The sequence below is a fragment of the Flintibacter muris genome (genome assembly GCF_943192995.1).
Taxonomy (GTDB): Bacteria; Bacillota; Clostridia; order Oscillospirales; family Oscillospiraceae; genus Lawsonibacter; species Lawsonibacter muris.
In genome coordinates, this window is the sequence record NZ_CALPCP010000042.1 from 11,660 (window position 1) to 32,134 (window position 20,475).

General features: G+C 56.7%; 18 protein-coding genes and 1 pseudogene. All 19 read left to right on the plus strand.

The window, feature by feature from the left end:
- The first annotated feature begins 57 nt into the window (after positions 1-57).
- The 19 genes and pseudogenes from NFS22_RS19665 to NFS22_RS19760 all read left to right on the plus strand — a co-directional run bounded on the left by NFS22_RS19665 (position 58) and on the right by NFS22_RS19760 (position 20,424).
- On the plus strand, positions 58-1,404 hold the full coding sequence (locus tag NFS22_RS19665) for an LPD28 domain-containing protein (RefSeq protein ID WP_251319422.1): 1,347 nt from the start codon (positions 58-60) through the stop codon (positions 1,402-1,404).
- Complete coding sequence (locus tag NFS22_RS19670) at positions 1,404-2,417, plus strand: hypothetical protein (RefSeq protein WP_251319423.1); 1,014 nt, start codon at positions 1,404-1,406, stop codon at positions 2,415-2,417. The genes NFS22_RS19665 and NFS22_RS19670 overlap by 1 nt, the downstream gene beginning before the upstream one ends.
- Positions 2,410-3,168 carry a DUF4240 domain-containing protein gene (locus NFS22_RS19675; RefSeq protein WP_251319424.1) on the plus strand — a complete coding sequence of 253 codons (759 nt, stop codon included), beginning with the start codon at positions 2,410-2,412 and terminating at the stop codon, positions 3,166-3,168. The genes NFS22_RS19670 and NFS22_RS19675 overlap by 8 nt, the downstream gene beginning before the upstream one ends.
- The gene (locus NFS22_RS19680; RefSeq protein ID WP_251319425.1) at positions 3,169-4,152 is read left to right on the plus strand and encodes a DUF4314 domain-containing protein; all 984 of its coding nucleotides are present in this window, start codon (positions 3,169-3,171) and stop codon (positions 4,150-4,152) included.
- Positions 4,145-5,341, plus strand: coding sequence for a hypothetical protein (locus NFS22_RS19685; RefSeq protein ID WP_251319426.1), 1,197 nt, complete (start codon positions 4,145-4,147; stop codon positions 5,339-5,341). The genes NFS22_RS19680 and NFS22_RS19685 overlap by 8 nt, the downstream gene beginning before the upstream one ends.
- Positions 5,342-5,612: 271 nt before the next feature.
- Positions 5,613-5,933, plus strand: a complete 321-nt coding sequence (locus tag NFS22_RS19690; protein WP_251319427.1) for a helix-turn-helix domain-containing protein — start codon at positions 5,613-5,615, stop codon at positions 5,931-5,933.
- Positions 5,934-5,941: 8 nt separating this feature from the next.
- A complete protein-coding gene (locus NFS22_RS19695; RefSeq protein WP_251319428.1) occupies positions 5,942-6,754 on the plus strand; it encodes a DNA adenine methylase in 813 nt (270 codons plus the stop codon).
- A 16-nt stretch (positions 6,755-6,770) separates the two neighbouring features.
- On the plus strand, positions 6,771-7,277 hold the full coding sequence (locus NFS22_RS19700) for a hypothetical protein (RefSeq protein ID WP_251319429.1): 507 nt from the start codon (positions 6,771-6,773) through the stop codon (positions 7,275-7,277).
- A complete protein-coding gene (locus tag NFS22_RS19705; protein WP_251319430.1) occupies positions 7,267-8,025 on the plus strand; it encodes a DUF3849 domain-containing protein in 759 nt (252 codons plus the stop codon). Before NFS22_RS19700 ends, NFS22_RS19705 begins: the two co-directional genes overlap by 11 nt.
- A 12-nt stretch (positions 8,026-8,037) precedes the next feature.
- Positions 8,038-8,691 carry a hypothetical protein gene (locus tag NFS22_RS19710; protein WP_251319431.1) on the plus strand — a complete coding sequence of 218 codons (654 nt, stop codon included), beginning with the start codon at positions 8,038-8,040 and terminating at the stop codon, positions 8,689-8,691.
- A gap of 13 nt (positions 8,692-8,704) precedes the next feature.
- A complete protein-coding gene (locus NFS22_RS19715; RefSeq protein WP_251319432.1) occupies positions 8,705-9,064 on the plus strand; it encodes a SpoVG family protein in 360 nt (119 codons plus the stop codon).
- A 16-nt stretch (positions 9,065-9,080) separates the two neighbouring features.
- Entirely contained in the window at positions 9,081-9,986 is a 906-nt protein-coding gene (locus NFS22_RS19720) for a cell wall anchor protein (RefSeq protein WP_251319439.1), read from the plus strand.
- A complete protein-coding gene (locus tag NFS22_RS19725) occupies positions 9,983-10,810 on the plus strand; it encodes a class D sortase (protein WP_251319433.1) in 828 nt (275 codons plus the stop codon). The genes NFS22_RS19720 and NFS22_RS19725 overlap by 4 nt, the downstream gene beginning before the upstream one ends.
- Before the next feature lie 120 nt (positions 10,811-10,930).
- Complete coding sequence (locus NFS22_RS19730) at positions 10,931-11,506, plus strand: S-layer homology domain-containing protein (protein ID WP_251319434.1); 576 nt, start codon at positions 10,931-10,933, stop codon at positions 11,504-11,506.
- 75 nt (positions 11,507-11,581) lie between these two features.
- Entirely contained in the window at positions 11,582-16,777 is a 5,196-nt protein-coding gene (locus NFS22_RS19735) for a SpaA isopeptide-forming pilin-related protein (RefSeq protein ID WP_251319435.1), read from the plus strand.
- A gap of 89 nt (positions 16,778-16,866) precedes the next feature.
- Complete coding sequence (locus NFS22_RS19740; protein ID WP_251319436.1) at positions 16,867-17,199, plus strand: DUF3852 domain-containing protein; 333 nt, start codon at positions 16,867-16,869, stop codon at positions 17,197-17,199.
- A gap of 8 nt (positions 17,200-17,207) precedes the next feature.
- Positions 17,208-17,744, plus strand: a complete 537-nt coding sequence (locus NFS22_RS19745) for a hypothetical protein (RefSeq protein WP_251319437.1) — start codon at positions 17,208-17,210, stop codon at positions 17,742-17,744.
- A gap of 54 nt (positions 17,745-17,798) precedes the next feature.
- The gene (locus NFS22_RS19750; protein ID WP_420908893.1) at positions 17,799-18,665 is read left to right on the plus strand and encodes a conjugal transfer protein TrbL family protein; all 867 of its coding nucleotides are present in this window, start codon (positions 17,799-17,801) and stop codon (positions 18,663-18,665) included.
- 15 nt (positions 18,666-18,680) lie between these two features.
- Positions 18,681-20,424, plus strand: a pseudogene (locus NFS22_RS19760) (DNA cytosine methyltransferase).
- Positions 20,425-20,475 lie beyond the last annotated feature (51 nt).

The following is a 20,475-nucleotide window of genomic DNA, read 5'->3' on the forward strand; positions in this document are numbered from 1 at the left end:
CTGGACTTCTTGCCGAAGTTGTGGTATTTGTGTTTGCTGCAAAATCAGAAGAAAGGGATGAAACCATTGCAAATCAATATCTACAGGGATAAATTGCTGGGCGCCCGCCTGTTCGGAACCCCGGTGCTGTTCAGTGCCCAGCCCATCCCCCGCGAGGACGTGCCCCAGGGCTGGTACTGCTACGACCTGCGGGGTACTGCCCGCCACCCGGACGAACCCCACGCACTGGTGGATATGGCGGAGGAAAACCATGCCGGCTCGATCCTCTCCTGTCTGCCGCTGAAAAAGGGTGGCTCTCAGTTCCGGCTGATCAAGGATATGTTCCAGATGACCGGTACAAATCCCAGCTTGACGGAGTTCTGTGCTGAGGAAAAGATCCGCTGCCCTGAAACGCCTATCCGCCATCAGCTGTGCCCCGCATCCCCCGAGGATGCGGGGCTTTTTTATGCTCAGACGCCGGAGAAGGATGAGGAGCTGGGGGCCATCGGCCATGTCCGCATCGACTTCGGACACAAGGGACGCGAGGGCTTCTACCATACCTGGTGGCCCAGAGGCCCCGAGGAGCTGAACACCCAGGAGTTCCGGGATGAGCTGGACAAGGTGGTGAACGATCTCCGCAAGGGCGTCCTGAAAGACCTCCCCTCCATGCGGCGGTACTGCTATGGCAGTAAGGGAGCCATTGCCGGCGGCTCCTGCTGCCAGAACTACGGCTTCACGCTGGAGACGGGACGGTATCTCTACCGCCTGCGTTGCAATCCCATAGAGGGCGACTATCAGTGCTATCTCAGCTGCTTCGACAAGCAGGCTCAGCAGATGGGTCTGACGGAAAAAGGACTCCAGGCGCTCCAAAACGCCGCTGATCCCACACTCCCCCATAGCTATGAGTGGTATGTGATCGAACACATCAACACGCCTGAGCGGCAAGTGACCCACCAGCTCCCGCTGGAGGGGGCCATGCAGTTATACGCCGGTCTTGACTGCGAGGACAAGCGGCTGGGGGTCACCAAGGACGGCATCGCCGCGGTGGATCTGGCCATCCATTGGGATGGCCGGGAGTGGCTGTCAGAGGACCGACTGAGGATGGACGAATTCAAGGATGACCCGGTGACGGCGGAGGCTGCCGCCCGTCTCCGGCAGGTACTGGACGAAAGCCCGGCTGTCGGGCGGGTCACCTTCGCCAGCGGGGAACGGTGGAACTATACTGACCCGGAGAAATATCTCCAGGCCGTCCGTGAGGAGCTGCCCTGCCATGCCGCCACCGGCTTCCGCTGTGAAACCCTGACCGATGACCCGGAGGTCCGCAAAGCCGTGGACGATATGCTCTGCGACCTGTATGGTGAGGAGAATCCCCGCCAGATCGAGGACTACGGTGGTACCGGCATGACGATGGGGGGAATCACCTGATGAAAGACCTTGTTCAATGTACGGTTTCCCGTAATGATTTCCAGCGGTGGCTGGACTGGGGAAACGCGCCTTTGACAATCTGCACGGGCGAGAAAGCCGTCACGATGCTCCTCAAAATCGAAAAAAAGCCGGTTGACTATCTGTACCAGACTGCCGTGGAAGCAGATGGCTGTATCTCCTGGAAAAACGGCCTGACGTTTTGCGGTGTACACGACATCGGAAAAAAGACACTGTATCTGACGAAGGGCCTGTCAACTATTCTTACAGACGGGCAGGCCCCGTTTGCGGCCAGGGCCATCCCCTCTATGGTGGATGAAATATGCGCCAAAATCAATCAGCGCGTGGAGGAGATCATCGCGAATGACCGGAGCAACCTCCCCACACAGATAGTCTTCAGCGGACAAGCGAAGCGCGATCTTCAGTATTATCAGGACTACGGCGCCAAAGAAACGGTAATCTGCCAAATTTTTGCCAACCAGGCGCCAGATGAGCAGTTCCACAGCGACTATATTCTGAATGAACTGCCGGAGGCCGCTTTTATGGCCTGGCTCCAGGACCCGGAGGGCTTCATTGAGACAGAGGCGGATCAGCATATCAAAATCAATCAGGAGAAGTTTCTCCTGCAATTTCTGAAAGATGACGCTCTGTTAGCGGAATATCAGGCGCTGATGCAGGATACCGAAAATCCCATCCACCGAATGAAAGCCATCACAGAGGCGTTAAAAGCCAGCGGCGCTAAAACGGTGACCGTTACGGTTGAGAAAGATGGCATGGAACTGACTTTCAAGACGGCGGCAAACTCCCTGACAGGCCATAGGAATTATTACAGCACCTATGATATTCCCGCACAGGACCGCCGCGAGTTTGAGCGGCTGTTTGGCCGCAGCGCCAATTATACAGCTGAGGACATCACCAGGATTACCTACGGAAAAAATACGATTTATGAGACTCCGCCTATCCAGGCTGAGGATATGGCGGAACATATTGGAATGGGAGGAATGCAGCTTGGATAACAGAGAACAGACAGCGCCGGTCCAGTGTGAGAACACCCGCCGCAATACCATTGACGAATTGCTTGCTGGGACGGAAATGAGCAAGGCCGATTTCTGGGAGCTGATCGCCGGGGCAAAGAAGGAATGCGGTCAGAATATGGGCTCATCCATCAATTGGCTGACCAGTCAGCTCATTGCCCGCGGCCCCCAGCAGACACAGGACTTCCACAACATTCTGAACGGGTACATGAGTTTATCATATCAGTATGGGCTGTGGACCGCTGCCTCGCTGATGTGCGAAAACGGCTGCTCAGACGACAGTTTCATCGACTTCCGTGCATGGCTCATCGCCCAGGGCAAGGAAGTCTACCTGGCCGCGTTGGCCGATCCGGACTCTCTGGCGGATGTGGAAGCCTATGGAGGCTGCCAGTTCGAGGAATTGTCCTACATTGGAAACGAAACAATGAAGCATTTGACCGGCAAGGATGCCTATGACAACACGGACCCGGACGCATACAAAGCACTGGTGGCGGAGTTAAAAAAAGGTATTACCTATGGAGAAGGCGTCGACTACCCCTACGAATGGAGTGAGGTTGAGGCGCATTTTCCCCGCTTGTGCGAAAAGTATCTGGAACCGGGCGCTGTGGAATTCCATCTGAAGTCTCACCACACAATTTGGTTCTCCGACTGTCCGGATATTCAAAAGGCCCGTGAGGGCGGTCCCCCACAGAGGCATGGGCCGCAAACCGATATAAAAATGGAGGGGATGTAAATGGACCGGATACCGAAAGAATGGCTGGAGTTCCTGCGCCAGCAGTTCCCGCAGGGCAGCCGGATCAAACTCAGAGAGATGAAGGATGCCCCCTGCCCGGTGGAGCCTGGGAGCATGGGGACGCTGAAGGGTATCGACGACGCCGGCCACTTCCTGGTGAACTGGGACAGCGGCCGCAGCCTGAATCTGGTGCTGGGGGTGGACAGCTTCTCTGTCCTGCCCCAGCACCTCCAGACGCTGAAGCTGTACGCACCCGTGACCGCTGACCTCTTTGAGTCGGATGGATACGGCGGCATGGATGAGGGTGGTATCCTTCTGGACGGGCGGGATCTTCGTGACTACGCGGACAGCATCCTGGCCGCCCTGATTCGGGAACGGATGCCGGAAGAAGCGGAGCGCGGCATTATGCACTGGTACGGAGAAGATGATGCCGTGGATCGCAAGGTTCAATCCGTTCTATTCACCATAGAGGAACGGGAAGGCCGGCTCTGGACGGTAGCGGAGTGCAAGGTAACAGAGACGCTTACTCCCGCGGAGCTGGACACTCTGGCCGATTATCTGGGCGGGCAGATGTCGGACGGCTGGGGCGAGGGCTTTGAGCAGCGCAATATCGGCATCGGAGATGGCTGTGAACTGTACGTCCACCTGTGGCAGAGCAAGGACTGGAGCATCATGCCGGAACAGGACCGCTTTGATCCCCATTTCGCTGAGCGGCTCCCGGATATGTGCTTCTCTGTGTTGCCGGAGGATGATTCCCTGATCTGCATTACGAAAGGCGCCAGCTATCAGGTATCGAAGCACAGCAGTAAAAAGCCCGGCCTGAACCGGCACATGGCGGACTACCGCAATCAATGCCGTGGCATCAGCAAGGCTCAGGAACATGCTATGCTGGGCGGCTGCATCCATGGCTGGGATTCCCCCGCCGCTGATCCCAGGACCTATGAGCAGACTCCACAGCTGACGGGAGGGATGACCCTTGGGTAAGATATTCCGTGTCTGCATATCCAACGGTTTTCACAGCTGCGAGGAACTGGAGCTTCCCGCCAGGGATTACGAGCTGTTGGATATGGCGGAGCGCCTGCAGCTGGAACCCGGCCAAAAGACTGAACTGGAGATCCTAAGCTATCCTGATTCGTTCAGCTACCTGGAGAAATGTATTGCGGAACTGCCGGACCTCTATCAGCTTAACGCACTGGCCAGGAGACTGGATGAGGTCAACGAGACGGATACACGGGCAATGGCCGTCTTTGAGGGCCTGGTTGGAATGAACATGCAGAAAGGGGAACTTCCCATTCCACTCCTCTCGCTCATTGACTTTGCCTACAGCGCGGACTGCTGCTATGTGGAGGAGGATGCCGATACCGACTATAAACTGGGCAGATTTCTTGCGGAAAACGGATTTCTCCCAGGAGCACAGGAACTGTCAGACGAAGCGATTGAGCTGCTGGACTTCGCGCAGATCGGCAAGACGCACCGGGAACTTGAGGGCAGCGTGCTTACATCCTTCGGTTATGTAGAACAGCATTCAGAAGTCCACCCCGTGAGCAAAACAATGGATTTTCTTCCCCGGCAACCGGACTACGCCATCCTGCTGGAAGTGTCAAAGGGTTCCTTTGACGATGCTGGCTATGACAGCGGCAAGAACGTCAAGCTGAAGCTGCCCGCCTCGCAAGAGAAACTGGACAACGTATTAGAGGCTGTGGAGGCCTGGGACTGGCGGGAGGTGGGCTGGAGCTGTCTGGACTGCTGTGCCCCCGCGCTGGCAGACATAATCTCCGACACTGAGGAGGGGATTGACTTCCTCAACCAAATGGCACAGGGGCTGGCGGATCTGGAGCCGCAGGCCCTGACCGCATATAAAGCCCTTCTGGAAGCCACGGACTGCAAGGACCTTCGGAGTGCCGAAACGCTTATGGACTCTCTGGACAACTACATCTTCTCCCCGCGGTACAGCTCCCCCATCGAAGTGGCGAAGGGGGAGCTGTCTGTTGTCCTCTGCGCTGAAGCTGTGGAAACGCTTACCCCTCATTTGAACCTGTATTCGTATGGACAGGCGCTGATTGAAAAATGCGGCGGCGTTTTGACTCCATACGGGCTGATTGAGCGTGAGGATCACCAGCCAGTCCTGTCAGCGGAGAATATGCCCCGTCAGGGTGGAATGGAGATGAAGTAATATTATGAGGATTGCTGCAGCCCGAAATTCGCTCTGGATATCTCCCAAAATCTCCACTGTTGTGATTGAATATCCCGCTGTGAAATGACCGAACGACTAAATGTAGGCGGGACAGAGAGAGAATTGATGCAATCCCGCTGACCAACCAGACACTCGCCTAAACGCATACGACTATAAATATACCATCAGGGGCCGTTTTTCCGAGAGGAATCAGCGGCCCCTGTTTTTTATGTCCTTTTTCGGGAAAGCGGCCCCGGGAAAGGAGCAAATCATGAGAGAAGAACGACTTTTGAGCTACCTGAAGGGGGCCTGTTCCGGCAGGAAATACCGGGTAGGCGGCGCGGAACTGGAGAAGGCGCTGGGTCTGAGCGGCACGGACCTGCGCAAGCTGGTCAACCGGCTCAGGCGGAAGGGCGTCCCCATTGCCAGCGACCGGCAGGGCTACTTCTACGCCGCCACCGCCGGCGAGGTCTACACCACCATCCGCCAGCTGAGACAGATGGTCACTGGCCTGGAGAAGGCCATCGCCGGTCTGGAAACGGCGCTGGAAAAATTCAGCGAGACTGGCTGCGCTGGAGGTGATCCCCCCTGAACAGCTTTATGAGCTGGGTAGGCGGGAAGAAAGCTCTGCGCGAGGCGGTGGTCAAACGATTCCCCCTGAACTATTCCCGGTACATCGAGGTCTTCGGAGGGGGCGGTTGGGTGCTGTTCCACAAGCCGCCCCGCAGGGACTTTGAGGTCTATAACGATTTCAATGGTCTGCTGGCCAACCTGTACCGATGCGTGCGGGACAAGCCAGACCTGCTCATCAACGCCCTGGAATATGTCCTCAACTCCCGCGAGGATTTTGACCGGATACGCAGAGCCCTGGACACGCGCCGGCCCGCCACAGATATCCAAAGAGCGGCCTGGTTCTATCAAATCATCCGGCACAGCTACGCCTCCGGTCTCAAGAGCTTCGGAAGCCAGCCCCACGATATGTGGGCCAATTTCCCGCTGATCCAGCAGGCCCACCGTCGGCTGAAGGATGTAGTGGTGGAGAATCAGGACTTTGCACGGCTCATCCACCACTACGACCGGGAGGACAGCCTGTTTTACTGCGATCCGCCCTATCACTCCACTGAAGGGTATTACCAGAACATTGGGGAGGGTGGATTTACAGAGAAGGATCACATCCGCCTGCGGGATGCTCTGCTGGACATAGATGGAAAGTTCCTGCTGTCATACAATGACGACGCCTTTGTCCGTGACCTTTACAACGCCCCGGGCATCCAGATTGAGGCGGTAACCAGGTTGAACAACATCAAACAGCGATATGATCCCAACTGCCAGTTTTCCGAGGTCTTCATTGCCAACTACGACATGGACGAGCGTGGGCTGTATCTGCCCAGACAAATCAATTTATTCGACTGATATGGAGGAAAACGATATGAAATTCATCTGTGAATCCGCCCCCCAGGGGCTCCGAATCCCTACCGCTGCCCTGAATCTGAGTCATATTCCTTACGGTGGGAAGGTGGAGCTGCATACGCTGGACTGCGCTCTGGTCCTGCTGAAGGGACAACTGACCGCACCTGAACTGATTTCTGTGGCGAAGCAGCTCCACAATACGGCAGAGGAGCTGTATGCGCATCTGGCCAAAGTCTGCGGCCCCTGCGAGGGCTGCGAAGAAAGTGGCTGCCCCTATGACGCATTGGAGGAGGAATCCATTGATCTGCCCGGCTACCTGCGCCAGGAGGCGGGCATCCCGGAGGATGCCAAGCTGTGCGCCAAGGTGCATGAGGCGTCTGGCTCTGTGATCATCTCGGCAGCCGGCTACCGCCATGACCTGCGGGATGTGCCTCTCGAGCTGCTGGACATCTTCGGTGATGCAGGGAGCTGTCTGGGCGAGCTGGAAGAACACATGATACTGGAGGATATCATCTATGGAAGCTGACTTTCTCTACCTCTACCCTAACTCCAGGGCGGAGGCCAGACGCCAAAAGGAAACACAGATGCATGAGGACAGCTTTCGGGAGAATGTCCGCTGCGCACGCGCCATAGAACAGGCGGTTCAGGAGCATTTCGATGAATCCAGTGGGGTACTGAAAGAGGGCAGCGCCCAGTCTGTACTGGAGGAGTTTGGCTTTAAGCGGGTAAACTTTGTCCTCGCCAATTCCCTGAAAGAACTCAAGAAGTCTGCCTGCGGACATCTGGTCAGCGACACAATTTACCAGTGGGGTCAGGGGACGTTTGTGCCCCCGGATGGCAAATATAACTATTGCTATGCGGTGGACACCGCCGCCCAGCTTTTGGAGGGGTTCATCGGTCAGGTCAGAGAAGCATACCAGGTATTGGGGTTGTTCGGCCTGGAGCACTGTGTTGGTAAGCGGCATGAACAGGATTTCAAGGACAAGGTGCTGGTGATGAATCCTCACACTTTGCGGGAAAGCTTCTGGTCCCCCAAAAACATGCTCTGGTATGGCGAGGGTGGCTTTGGATGTTCTCCTGAGTCCAGAGGCCGTGCGGTCTATGCCACTTGTTTGGGCGACGGTGAGAAGACCCGCTGGAACCGGGATGACTTTTTGGGGGTGCTGGATGAGCAGTATCTGCCGGACTGGGCGCGGGAAAAGCTGGAGGAGCTTCGTGGTCCCAATCAAGAGCCGAACTGCGGCCCTGTCGCAGATGGCTTCATAATGCAATGAGAGGTGAATGGATTGAAGTTATCCTTTTATACAATAGATGACCTGCGGCTGGGCTATGACCCCCAGGGTGAACAGGGCTGGCGGCAGTCCCGGTTCCTGGACTGGCGGGATGCGTTGGAGCAGTACCGCTCCTTACCGGACAGCTCCGTCAAGGTCTTCGGTCTCAGTAATGGGGAGCAAGATGTGGAGCTGGTGCGCCGCCTGTCCACCGATATCGGCTCTACCACCTGGGAAAACACGCTGGTTCTGGACTTCCTCGCCCTCCCCCTTTGGAAAAAGGAGGAGGGCGTAATCTCTTTGGCCAGGGAATTAGTGTCCTGTCTGGATATCCGCTACTGTCTCGCCACGGACATGCTGGTCCCCGTCCCCGGAAATCGGAACACCTCCAAACAGCGGCTGAAGGGCAAGCGCCTGTGGCCTGACGTCCCAGGCATTCCGGAATCCGCCGTCCGCTGGCTGTACCTGTCCGGTGCCGGCTGGATATCTCCCACGGAGCTGAAGCGCCGCTATCCCGCGCCGGAACAGTCCTTCCGTTACCCCGTCATATCCAAATACCGGGTAGACGGAATCAGGAAGGGACACTTTGTACCGCTGGAGCTCACCTATTGGGAATATAAAATGTTGGTTCGCCGCACCCAGGAGTGGCTTGACCATAAGAAAACGTAAGGAGGAAAAGATTATGAGCAACAAAACCACGCATCAGAGCGCCCCTGTCCAAGGGACACTCCCCATGGAGCTGGAGGTGAAGATCTACTCCGTGAGCACCAGCGGAAATGTGCTGGCCAATGCCTCGGTGACTCTGAACGGCTGCTTTGCCATCCGGGGAGTCAAGGTAATCGACAGTGAGAACGGCCCCTTTGTCTCTATGCCCAGCTATAAGGGCAGAGACGGTTACAGGGATGTCTGTTTTCCCTGCACCAAGGAGTTCCACCAGCAGTTCAGTGATGCGGTTGTGGCCGCATACCAGCAGGCGCTGGAACAGCTTCCCCAGCGGCACCAGGAACAGGAAGCGCCCCCCGCACCTTCAATGTCAATGTGATAAGGAGTGAACGATGATGAAAAAATTATCCGCCCTGTGCGCCATGGCTCTGATTCTGACCATGACACTGTCCCCCACCGCTTACGCCGCAGTTCCGCCGCCCAGCCCGGCCTGCTATCCCACCTCCGTTATCAGGAGCGAGGATGGCGCTGAGGTGCGCAAAATCTATGACCTGAGCCCGGAGGAAGACCCTGCCGGCATTGCCCGGTCCGACTTTGAGCAGGAGGGGTTCCGCTATACGCTGGTGGACCTGCTCAAGCAGGAGACCCCGGAGTATGAGGAGCGGTATCACACCGAGACAGTCTCCATCCCCAGCAAAAGCAAGGATATGGAGTCTGTTCTGGCTCTGCTGCCCACTGAGAAAGAATTTGTCACCGAGGACGGTCTCACCGGAACCCTGGCCCTCCAGCTGGATACCGTCCAGATTGAGGTGGCCGGGTATGGAAGCTCCACCAAGGATGTCTCCGCCACCCGCAGCTACCCCAATCTGGCCAGTCAGGACACCGCTAACATCCCCAAGACCATCCAGGACGGCGGGCGTACCTTGACCCTCCAGAATATCAATTGGCAGACCGACAACACCGCAAATATGGACGGCTACGCAGTGGGCGACCGCTACACCGCAGTGGCCACCTATACCGGCTCCGCCACCAGCAGCTACGTCAAAGGCTACACCGTCATTGCTGATTACGCCGGCTCTGTCAGCCGGATTGCCCTGAACAAGACCCGGTATGTGGCCATCTTTGAGGGGACACCGCTCAAGCCGATTGAACCGGAGCCCGCCCCTGATACTCAGACTCCTGCCAGCTTCAACTGGCCCCTGCTCCTCATCCCTCTGGGCGTCATTGCTGTGGGCGGAGCCGGGATTGGAGCCGCCCTGTTTTTGAAACACCGTAAAGAAAACAAGGAGGAGACCGAATGAGAAAGTTTACCGTTATTTTCTCGACCCTATGCCTGTCCCTGGCCCTCACAATTCCCGCCAGCGCGACCGGACCTTTGGAGTACAGCATCAATGCCCCCGGCACCCCGGAGTATGGCAAGCCTTCGTCCTTTGAGGTGGTGCATACCGCTGACAACGGCGCCATGAAGAATGAGGACGTGAGCAAGAATGCCGCCCTCATCCCACCCGGCTTCGGCAGCTACAGTGCCGACACGCTGAACACCGGCACACCCCTGACGCCCAATCTGGCCCCGGGCTATCAGCCTGTCTCCGGGGCTGTCATCAACGGCGGTTCCGGCATAATCCAGCCTCCCGCCATGGGCAGTGGAAGTTCCAGCGGCTCCGTCTTTGTCCCCGGCTCATCTACCGTGACGGTGACCGGGCCTGGCGGCTACACCAAGGTGACAGACGATCTCTACTACACCGGGGGGCATCTGGGTACGCTGAAGATACCTGCCATCGGCCTGAACGTCAAGATCTATCAGGGCACGGACAGCACCGCGCTGAAGAAGGGGGCGGGACACTTTGAGGATACCTCCATCTGGGATGGCAATGTGGCATTGGCTGCGCATAACCGAGGTGTGACCAACCATTTCGGACAGATCCATACCCTGGAGGTGGGCGACAAAATCACCCTGACCACCCGGCTGGGCACCCGCACCTATGCCGTTACCAGCGTGTCCAAGGTGGCCGAGACAGATCGCAGCGCCCTTGCCCCCTCCACCAATAATATGATCACCCTATACACCTGCGTCCGCGATCAGCGGGAACAGCGATGGTGTGTCCAGGGTGCTGAGGTTCGGTAATATGCTTCGTTTTCATCCCCGTTTTTCTCCGCTTTGAAGCTTCTCTTTTGCTGGACTTTTGACCCTTCTTCCCGTATCATTGGACTTGCAAAGCCCAATGTTATCGAAGGAGGAAAAACAATGAACCGAAACATGATGATCGCCCTGGCCACCAGCATCCTGCTTACTGTCAGCGTCCCTGCCGCCCTGGCCGCCGATGTCCCCACTGAACAGGAGACTGCCGCCGCGAGCCTGCAGGCCCAGGGGCTTATGGCAGGAGATGAGAACGGCGACCTGCACCTGAACGACAATCTGACCCGCGCCGAGATGGCCGTCCTTGTCAGCCAGATCTGCATCAACCCGGAGCACATCGCCTGGGAGCGTGACTTCTATGCCAGACTGTGCGACGCAAACTTCAACGACGTCCCGAAATGGGCCAAGACCTATGTGGGCGTGTGCGCCTCCAACGGCATCATGGCCGGCTACGGAGAAGGCATCTTCGCACCATCCGACCCGGCGACTCCTCAAATGGCCTGCGCCGTCATCCTCCGCTGGCTGGAACGGGACGGCTGGGACTATGACACCGCCTGCGACAAGGCGGCGGAACTGGAACTGATCCCGGCAGAAGCCCTGACAGGTGATACCATCACCAGAGGAGACATGGCAATCCTGATCAAGAGAGCCCAGGACTATATGGCCTGGCTCCAGACCCTGTAACGACACAACAGACCCTATCATCAGGCGGCTCCGGCAGAAATGCCGGGGCCGCTCATTTTATTCGGAGGTATGTCTATGAAAAAGCGGTTTCTTTCCCTGTTCCTCGCATTCGTGATGCTCCTGGGCATCCTGCCCATCTCCTCCTTCGCCGCCTCCAGTGAGGACGAGGCCCTGGGTGAGGTGGACATCTTCAACGGAGACCACGAGATTGGCTACCTGTCCATCAACGGCAGCGTCAGGAAGCAGAAATACACCTATTACAACTTCAAGACCGCAAACGGTTATATACGAGAAACACCAGCCTACTGCGTCAACCCTGACCTCTTTGGCGTCCCCCAGACTGTGGGCCCTGGCGAGAGCATCAAGTATCTGGCCAACGAGAAGGCCAGCGACCCCAAGGTGGTGGGTATCATCTGTAACGGCTATCCCCACTACAGCCTGGAGGGCCTGAATCTGGATGACAAGTATCAGGCGTATTACGCCACTAAAATGGCCCTGTGGTGCTATCTCATGCCCGCATGGAACATCAATAATCTGAAGGTGGCCCCCGGTCTGAGCGCCGCGGACCAGGAGATTGCCAACCGGGTGCTGCATGCGGCCAAAACCATTTACCAGCGCGGTACCACCTACAACTACATGCTGGAGCCCAAGCTCACCGCCACCCCGGACAAGTCGGTGGCCTACCCGGTAACGGTAGACGGCAGACAGTACAAGCAGCAGGTCTTTACTCTGCGCAGCGAGACCTTTGTCTACGGTCTCAAGGTCGGCGTGGCCTTTTCCGATCCCGGCAGTGTCCCTGCCGGGACACGCATTGTGGATATGGACAACCAGGATATCACCGATGTAATCACAGATGGCTCGCTAGGCAGCTTTAAGGTGCTCTATCCCGTGGACAGCATCAAGGGAGAGACAGGCAGTGTCCAGCTCTCCCTGACCGCCTCGGTGGCCAAGTACGCTGTCTGTGCGGAGAAGGACAAGTATGGCAATTTGCAGAACTACATCTGCGATGTGGACAACAACCAGCGCATGGAACTGGCTGCCATCAGTAATTACTACGATTCTCCGGAGGAGGAAATCCCGGATGAAACGGCGCTGCGGATCATCAAGCTGGAGGAGGGTACCGAGATGCCCCTGGAGGGGGCAGTCTTCTCCATCTATGACCCTGTGGGCCGGAAGCTGGGCTCCTACGCCACCGGCCCCGACGGAACGGTCACCATCCCACTCACCCTGGAGGGCCACTACACCGTGACCGAGGAGATCCCGCCCCAATATCATCTTCTCCCTAACATCACCACCCAGCACGCCGATGTGGAATATAACAAGGTGGCAAAGCTGACTTTTTGGAACGCCCCTTATGGCTCTCTCAAAGTGCAGAAGCTATCCAACACCGGCGACGCCCTCAACGGGGTGACGGTGCAGATCAAGCACATCGAAAGCGGCGAGGTGCTCACCGGCCAGACGCGGATGGGCGGTACGGTTGTCTTTGATCATCTGAAACCGGGCGGTTACGAGGTGAAAGAGGTGGCCGGTATCGAGGGTTGGATCGCTGAGACCGACACCGTCCAGACCGTGGCTGTGGTGTCCGGCGAGGAGTCCACAGCCACTATCGTCAACAAGGAGCTGCCCGGCCTGCGCATCATCAAATATGATCGGAAAAATATGATCCTGCTGCCCGAGGTTACCTTCGCAGTCTATCGGGACGGCGAATTTCTGGGCAATTTTCAGACGAACGCAGTGGGTGAGATTCTGATTACCAACGCTCAGCCCGGTACCTATCGCGCCTTTGAGGTAGATACTGGTAATGACGGGCTGATTCTGGATACTACCCCCCAGGAGGTGGAGCTCCACGCCGGGGATGGCATCAAGGAGCTGTTGTTCTTCAACGACGTAAAACCCGGCATCCACCTTATCAAGGTGGACAGCGCCGACCTCTCCAAGCCCATCCCCAACGCAAGGTTCAAGCTGGAGGCGGTAGACGGGAGCTGGGGCCCGGTGGAGATGACCACGCTGGAGGACGGGACCATCGACCTGTCCAAGCTGCCTGCGGGCGCGGCGGTGGTAACAGAGCTGGACTGCCCCGGCTATGTGATCGACGACGCCCAGCGCATCATTGAGCTGAAACCCAACGAGGACGCGCAGTTCGTGTTCACCAATTCCAAGCGCCCCGCTCTCCACTTGCTAAAAACCAGCTCAGACGGCTCACCGCTGGCGGGGGTCTCCTTCCGCCTGGCGAAAATCGAGGATGGAAGTCGGTATCTGGACCGCACCACTTCGGCCACGGGCGAGATTTTGTGGGAGAGCTTGGAGCCAGGTGTGTACTCATTGAAAGAAACCGCTACAGTATCCAATCACATCATCGACCTGCGGGAGTACCATGTGGAGCTGTTCCCGGGCAAGACCAGCACCATCTGTCTGGAAAATCAGAAGCGGCCCAATTTGTATGTTTACAAAAATGACGCAGACGATGGCACCCCGATTAAGGATACCGTTTTTCTGGTAAAGGCGGCGGACGGCCACAGTGTGGACGAGATCAAAACGAACAGCGAGGGAAAAGCCACGCTGTCCAATTTGCTGCCCGGAATATATGAAATTTCGGAAAAGTCCGTGCCTTCGCCCTACCTCAAGGACGCCGATCCGCAGCTTGTCACCCTGTACCCCAACCGCGACCACAAGGTGTATTTCGAGAATCACAGGCGGCCGGTTATTGAGATTATCAAGGAGAACGCGGTCACCTTTGAGCCGCTGGCCAATGTACCCTTCCGGGTGTGGTACAGCTCCAACCACACCAGTACCGGCGAGATCAACGACCTGGGAATATTCTACACCGACGAAGACGGCCGCATTGAGCTGAACGGCCCGGAAATGGGTGAGTTGGGCCTGCGGGACGGCTGGTTCCGAGTTCAGGAGCTGGAACCCCTGAAAGGCTTTGCCAAGGCCGATCCCGACACACAGGAAGCTTTTGTAGCTGCCGGCCAGGGGCACACCTTCCGCTTCCGCAACCGGCCTTTGAGTGCCATATGTGTCTGGAAATACGACAGCCAGCACCCCAACGTGGCCATAGAGGGGGCGGTGTTCCAGATCAGGTATCTTTCCGGCAATACTTCCGGCACGGGTGGCACAGTGATTGGCACCTACCGCACCTCGGCCAACGGCTCCTTCACGGTAACAGGCTGTAAGGCCGGCACCTACGTCATTGAGGAGCTGTCCAGTGATGGGAACCATGTAATCGACACACCGCCCCAAACCGTCTATCTCTCCGGCGAGGAGCAGGAGGTGGTACAGGTCTATTTTGGTAACAGCGCCAAGGGCTCTCTGTTGGTAAAAAAGGTATCGGCCAGTGACGGCGCGCCCCTCAGTGATGTGGAATTTTTCGTGACAACGGCGGATGGGGCCGTGGTTGGAAATGCCAACGGCAAGTTTGTGACGGACAGTTCAGGCAGCTTCCTGGTGGAGAATATCGACCCAGGAACCACGCTGGTAGTTAAGGAGGTCAGGGCAAAAACAGGCTACCTGCTGGACGACACCCCACAGACCGTTCAGATCAAAGCCGGACAGACCGTTACCCTGGAATTTCGCAACAAGCCGCTGGGAAACCTCATCATCCACAAGCTGTCGGGAGCGGACAGGAAAACGCCCTTGACCGGGGTGCAGTTTAAGATCACCTATGCGGACGGCAAGGTGGTGGACGCCGAGGGCGGCAAGCTATCCTCCAATGGGCTGTACTTCACTAATTCCGAGGGCCAGATCATCCTCTCCAATATCACAGGAACCGTCATCTGTACCGAAGTGGAGAGTGTCCCCGGCTATACCATCGACCCCAATACCCGCACTCAGACGGTGGTGGTCAACCCGGACGACACACAGCACCTCTACTTCTACAACAACCCCGTAGGCGGAGTGGAGATTATCAAGGCGGTGGAGGGGAAAGAGGAACAGCGCATACCCAACGTGACCTTTGAAATCCGCCGCATGGACGACGCTCTGGTGGATACTGTCACTACCGGGAAAGATGGCCGGGTCTTTGTCACACTGGAAGCCGGGAGCTATTATGCGGTGGAGACAAAGTGCCCGAAGGAGTTCAAGCTGGACAGCACTCCCCACTATTTCGAGGTGAAAACCGGGAAAGCCACGCCGCCGCTGGTGGTGACCAACAAAGCCCTGAGCGGTATCCTCATCCATAAAATTGACAGTGATACCAAGGAGGGGCTCTACGGAGTAACCTTCCTGCTCTACGATGCAGACAAGAATCCCATCGGGCAGTACAGCAGCGATGACAGGGGGTATGTCCACATTGACGATCTGCCCGGGGCTGGCCGCTACTACCTGCGGGAGCTGGAGAATGACGGATATCTGGTGGATACCCAACTGAAGACCGTAAATGTCATCGCCGGGACTACCACAGAAATCACCTGGGAAAACACTGCCATCACCGGACAGATTCAGGTCACCAAGACCTCCGAGGACTACAACTCCATGAACGGCTGGCCCGCTGGCACACCCATCCCTAACACCGAGTTCGAGATATATCACTACCGCACAGGCAATCTTGTGGACACCATCCGTACCAGGAAAAATGGCGTGGCCGTGTCCAGACCGCTGCCCTTGGGACGGTATAAGGTGATTGAATCCAAGGCTGCCGAGTTTTATGGTTTAGACAAAACTCCCATTGATGTGGAGATTGAGCATGCCGGCCAGATTGTCAAGACGGCCATGACCAACAAGGCCCTGTATACCAACGTCTCCATTAAGAAAACCGGCTTCGTGGAGGTCATGCCCGGCCAGCAGCTCCGCTATAATTTCTCCGGCATCGCCAACAATTCCACCACCGCGCTCACCAGCTTTTACTGGCGGGATACCTTGCCTGCCCAGGCGGTGCGGCTGGACAAAATCGCCACCGGCACTTACAACGTGCAGGGGAATTACAAGATCGTGTTTAAAACCAATCTTAACGGCGAGTATCGCACTATGTACGACAATCTGAGCACCACGCGGCACTATATGCTGGACGCTTCTCCTTCCGCCCTGGGTTTGGCCTCCAATGAGTATATCACTGAGTTTATGGTCTCCTTCGGTGTTGTTCCCAGCAATTTCCGCCAGGTGGAAGCGCCAATGGTGTACTGCAATGTGGTGTCCTGGCTTACCGGAGGGACTCAGTTCGTTAACCAGGCGGACGTGGGCGGCATCTATAATGGTCAGTGGATCATGGCCACCAGCAGATGGGTCACCAGAGTCTACAAGCCCGCCGAGCCCCTGCCCCGCACCGGCTATTGAGCCGGTCTGTCCATGCTGAATGGGGAGCCGCCTGTCAAGGGCGGCTCCTCTTCTGTAAATCCAATATAAATACAGGGAGGAAAATCAAGATGAAATCCAAGAAAATGTTCCGTATCCTTGCCGCCGCCATGGTGGTGGCAGCCCTCTGCTGTGTCCCCGCTCTCGCTGCCGGGGATGTGGCCTCCGCTGTGGAGAGCACCTGGACTGACGCGGCGGACCAGATCAAGACCGTGGTTGAAAACGTAGTCTTTCCCGCACTGGACATGGTCCTGGCCATCGCCTTCTTCACCAAATTAGGGATGGCCTATTTTGACTATAAAAAGCATGGCCAGTTCGAGTGGACCGGCCCCGTAATCCTCTTTGCCTGCCTGGTCTTCACCTTGACCGCACCCAACTATATCTGGGGCATCATTGGACTGTGAGGCGGAAGATGAACGAACAAGTGGCACATTCTCAAAAATATCCGAGAATTTTCTCACCCATCTGGGTAAGCATTGGAGAAATGGAAGAATACTGGAGCCCTGAATGTCTCTACGATCACTCCGCTGCATTCGCGCAAAATATCCTCGACGCCCTGCGTGCGTTCCATTCTGAGCCGTCCTCCAGCATTAATCTGATGAAGTTTTTCTCCTGGCCGAGTGACCGGGAGATGGACCATGCTGTCAAGCAAAAAATCCGGGCGGCCCGGCTGAGTGTCTGTGCGGTAGGTGAAACTGCTTATGCGGTTGTTGACCTGGAAACCACCGCTGAATTGACAGATGAAGAATGGGATGTTTTTACCCGTCAGCTGGAGTACCAGTATCAGGATGGCTGGGGAGCGGAATTCGAAGTGACCGACATCCCAATCGGGCAGAACAGGATGATCCTTGCCAGGCTGTGTCGTGAAGAACTGATCTATTGCTATACGGAGGAGCAGCTGAAAGAGTGGCAGGACCCTGCCTGGCAGACGGAACAGACCATGCAATGAAGTGCCAGGAGGTGATCTGCGATATTTGTCTTTGATTTTGTAGCATCCACCATCATGGACAACCTGATTGATTGGTTCTATGGGCAAATGGTGGGCTTTCTTGGCAACTTTTTCGCTGTTATGGGCAATATGGGCGTAGAGCTGTTTGAACTTGATTGGGTGAAGGCCATTGTCCTGCTTTTCTCCCAGCTGGGCTGGGCGCTGTTCGGCGTCAGCATTGTGGTCTCTGGCTTTGAATTCGGCATTGAATACTCCACCGGCCGGGGAAACCTCCGGCAGACAGCCCTCAATGCCATCAAGGGCTTTATGGCGGTCAGCCTGTTTACTGTGGTACCTGTGCGGCTCTATTCCCTGTCGGTATCCTTGCAGGGAACCTTCTCTGTGGGTCTGACCGGGTACGGAACCAGCATCGGGACTGTAGGGGAGCAGATCATTGAGGAGCTGATGAACGTGGAAAGTCTTGCGGATATGGTAGGCGCACCTGACTTCGGCATGAGTGTCCTCACCAGCCCGATCATGCTCCTGTTCTGCATTATCATGATGGCTTACGCTGTAATCAAGGTTTTTTTCGCCAACCTGAAACGCGGCGGCATCCTGCTCATCCAGATTGCGGTGGGGAGTCTGTACATGTTCAGCGTTCCCAGAGGATATATTGATGGATTTACCCAGTGGATCAAGCAGGTCATCGGTCTGTGCCTGACAGCTTTCCTGCAATCCACAATCCTGGTGGCGGGCCTGATAGTCTTCCGGGAACATGCTCTGCTGGGACTGGGCCTCATGCTCTCCGCAGGAGAGGTGCCCAGGATCGCCGGGACCTTCGGCCTGGACACCACAACCAGGGCCAATATCATGAGCGCCGTCTACACCGCTCAGGCCGCTGTCAACACTACCCGCACCGTTGTGCAGGCAGCAGCAAAATAAGGACAGGAGGAGAACATGCTCACTATGGGGAGTCTCTTCGATGGGATCGGCGGCTTCCCCCTGGCGGCGGTTCGCAACGGAATCACGCCTGTGTGGGCCAGCGAAATCGAAGCCTTCCCTATCGAAGTAACAAAACACCATTTCCCCGGAATGATCCATGTGGGGGACATCACCAAATTGGACGGGGCAGAATTGCCGCCTGTGGATATCATCTGCGGGGGCTCACCCTGTCAGGATCTCAGTGTAGCTGGAGCGAGAGCCGGTCTGTCCGGCGCCCGCTCCGGCCTTTTTATGGAACAAATTCGGATCGTAAAGGAGATGAGAAATGCAGATGTTCAGCGAGGACGGACAGGTATCGCTGTTCGACCAAGATGGATGTGCTGGGAAAACGTCCCCGGCGCATTCAGCAGCGGATCGCCCAAGGGTGAGGACTTCCGCGTCGTCCTCGAGGAGATTGTCCGAGTTAAAAACGATCCCGTTTATGTCCCTGGACCTCACCCCTGGGCATGGCAACCTGCTGGGCGAATCGTACTGGGAACTGATTTCTCCCTCGCCTGGCGGGTCTTCGACGCTCAATACTGGCCCCGCACCCCTCAGCGAAGAAGACGTATTTTCCTTATCGCAGATTTTGCAGGGCGATCCGCCCCGCAAATACTATTTAAGCAGGACAGCCTGCCTGGGTATCCTGCGCAGAGCGACGGAACGTAGGAAGGAACTGCCGCCCCAGCTGAAAGCGGCGCTGCTGGCTCAGGCGGGCTTAACAGCTCCATTCCCTGACCTCATCGCCTTCGCCGCTAACCAGAGGGACGAGGTCCGCAACCTCCACAATGCGGCCGGCGCGTTGAGCCCCCAACCTGGAATGAAACAGCAGGCCTTCATTGCGCAGGACTGCCTCAACCCTTGGGATACCCAGCAGGCCCGTGTGTTTACCCCAGGGGGTAAAGCGCCCACTCTGGCCAGCGCAGATGGCGGAGGGGGCCGGAATCCTGCCGGCCTGCTGTTTGTAGCCGAGACAGCTGGCAGCCTGACTCCCTGGGATAATCAGCAGAGACGGATATCTACCCCACTTGGTGTTGCACCGACGATCAACAGTGGGGAGCAGAAGCCCGGCGGGCTGGTATTTACTGCTGGTTTCTGTGCCGGAGCCGCACCTACAGCAGGTGGGATCGGATATCAGGTGGAGTGTGCACCAACCCTGAAAGCATCGGAGAGCGGAACCAATATGGTACCTTCTGTTCTCTGTCTCAACGACCAGGGTGGCGGCGTCATGGCTTGTTCTGAAGATGTGGCGGGGACGCTGCGGGCCCAGGAGCATGGCCATCAGCCGTTGGTTATTGGTATGCGTCAGAAAGAAACACCCTCAGTTATAGCGTTGTTTGAAAACCACGGAATCGACGCGAGATACACAGGACCGTACAGCATATCTCCCACATTGACGAATCGCAATGGCACTGGAGGCAATAATCTGCCAATTTTGTTGGATACACATGACAGGTTTTTTTCCAGACAGAGAGTGGATGCATTCATGGAAAGCACTGTAACATCCACTGAAAGTGCCCGTCAGCACAAGGATGCCACTGATCTTGTGCTGCAGGAGACAGAGACTGAAAGACCACTGCTTATTCGTAGGCTGACGCCGCTGGAATGTGAGAGGCTCCAGGGATTTCCTGATTCCTGGACAGAACTGCAGGGGGCCTCTGACTCCGCCCGCTACCGTGCTCTGGGCAACTCAGTTTATTTAATCATAGTCGTTATGTGAAGAACAGATGTGAAGCAACTGCGCCAGGAGAGAATTCCTGACGCAGTTGCT

Bases quoted from the DNA above. Each gene is read 5' to 3' on its own strand.
- NFS22_RS19705 (WP_251319430.1), top strand. From the start codon at position 7,267: ATGGAAGCTGACTTTCTCTACCTCTACCCTAACTCCAGGGCGGAGGCC.
- NFS22_RS19720 (WP_251319439.1), top strand. From the start codon at position 9,081: ATGAAAAAATTATCCGCCCTGTGCGCCATGGCTCTGATTCTGACCATG.
- NFS22_RS19690 (WP_251319427.1), top strand. From the start codon at position 5,613: ATGAGAGAAGAACGACTTTTGAGCTACCTGAAGGGGGCCTGTTCCGGC.
- NFS22_RS19700 (WP_251319429.1), top strand. From the start codon at position 6,771: ATGAAATTCATCTGTGAATCCGCCCCCCAGGGGCTCCGAATCCCTACC.
- NFS22_RS19725 (WP_251319433.1), top strand. From the start codon at position 9,983: ATGAGAAAGTTTACCGTTATTTTCTCGACCCTATGCCTGTCCCTGGCC.
- NFS22_RS19715 (WP_251319432.1), top strand. From the start codon at position 8,705: ATGAGCAACAAAACCACGCATCAGAGCGCCCCTGTCCAAGGGACACTC.
- NFS22_RS19695 (WP_251319428.1), top strand. From the start codon at position 5,942: ATGAGCTGGGTAGGCGGGAAGAAAGCTCTGCGCGAGGCGGTGGTCAAA.
- NFS22_RS19680 (WP_251319425.1), top strand. From the start codon at position 3,169: ATGGACCGGATACCGAAAGAATGGCTGGAGTTCCTGCGCCAGCAGTTC.
- NFS22_RS19745 (WP_251319437.1), top strand. From the start codon at position 17,208: ATGAACGAACAAGTGGCACATTCTCAAAAATATCCGAGAATTTTCTCA.
- NFS22_RS19670 (WP_251319423.1), top strand. From the start codon at position 1,404: ATGAAAGACCTTGTTCAATGTACGGTTTCCCGTAATGATTTCCAGCGG.
- NFS22_RS19735 (WP_251319435.1), top strand. From the start codon at position 11,582: ATGAAAAAGCGGTTTCTTTCCCTGTTCCTCGCATTCGTGATGCTCCTG.
- NFS22_RS19740 (WP_251319436.1), top strand. From the start codon at position 16,867: ATGAAATCCAAGAAAATGTTCCGTATCCTTGCCGCCGCCATGGTGGTG.
- NFS22_RS19750 (WP_420908893.1), top strand. From the start codon at position 17,799: ATGGACAACCTGATTGATTGGTTCTATGGGCAAATGGTGGGCTTTCTT.
- NFS22_RS19730 (WP_251319434.1), top strand. From the start codon at position 10,931: ATGAACCGAAACATGATGATCGCCCTGGCCACCAGCATCCTGCTTACT.
- NFS22_RS19665 (WP_251319422.1), top strand. From the start codon at position 58: ATGAAACCATTGCAAATCAATATCTACAGGGATAAATTGCTGGGCGCC.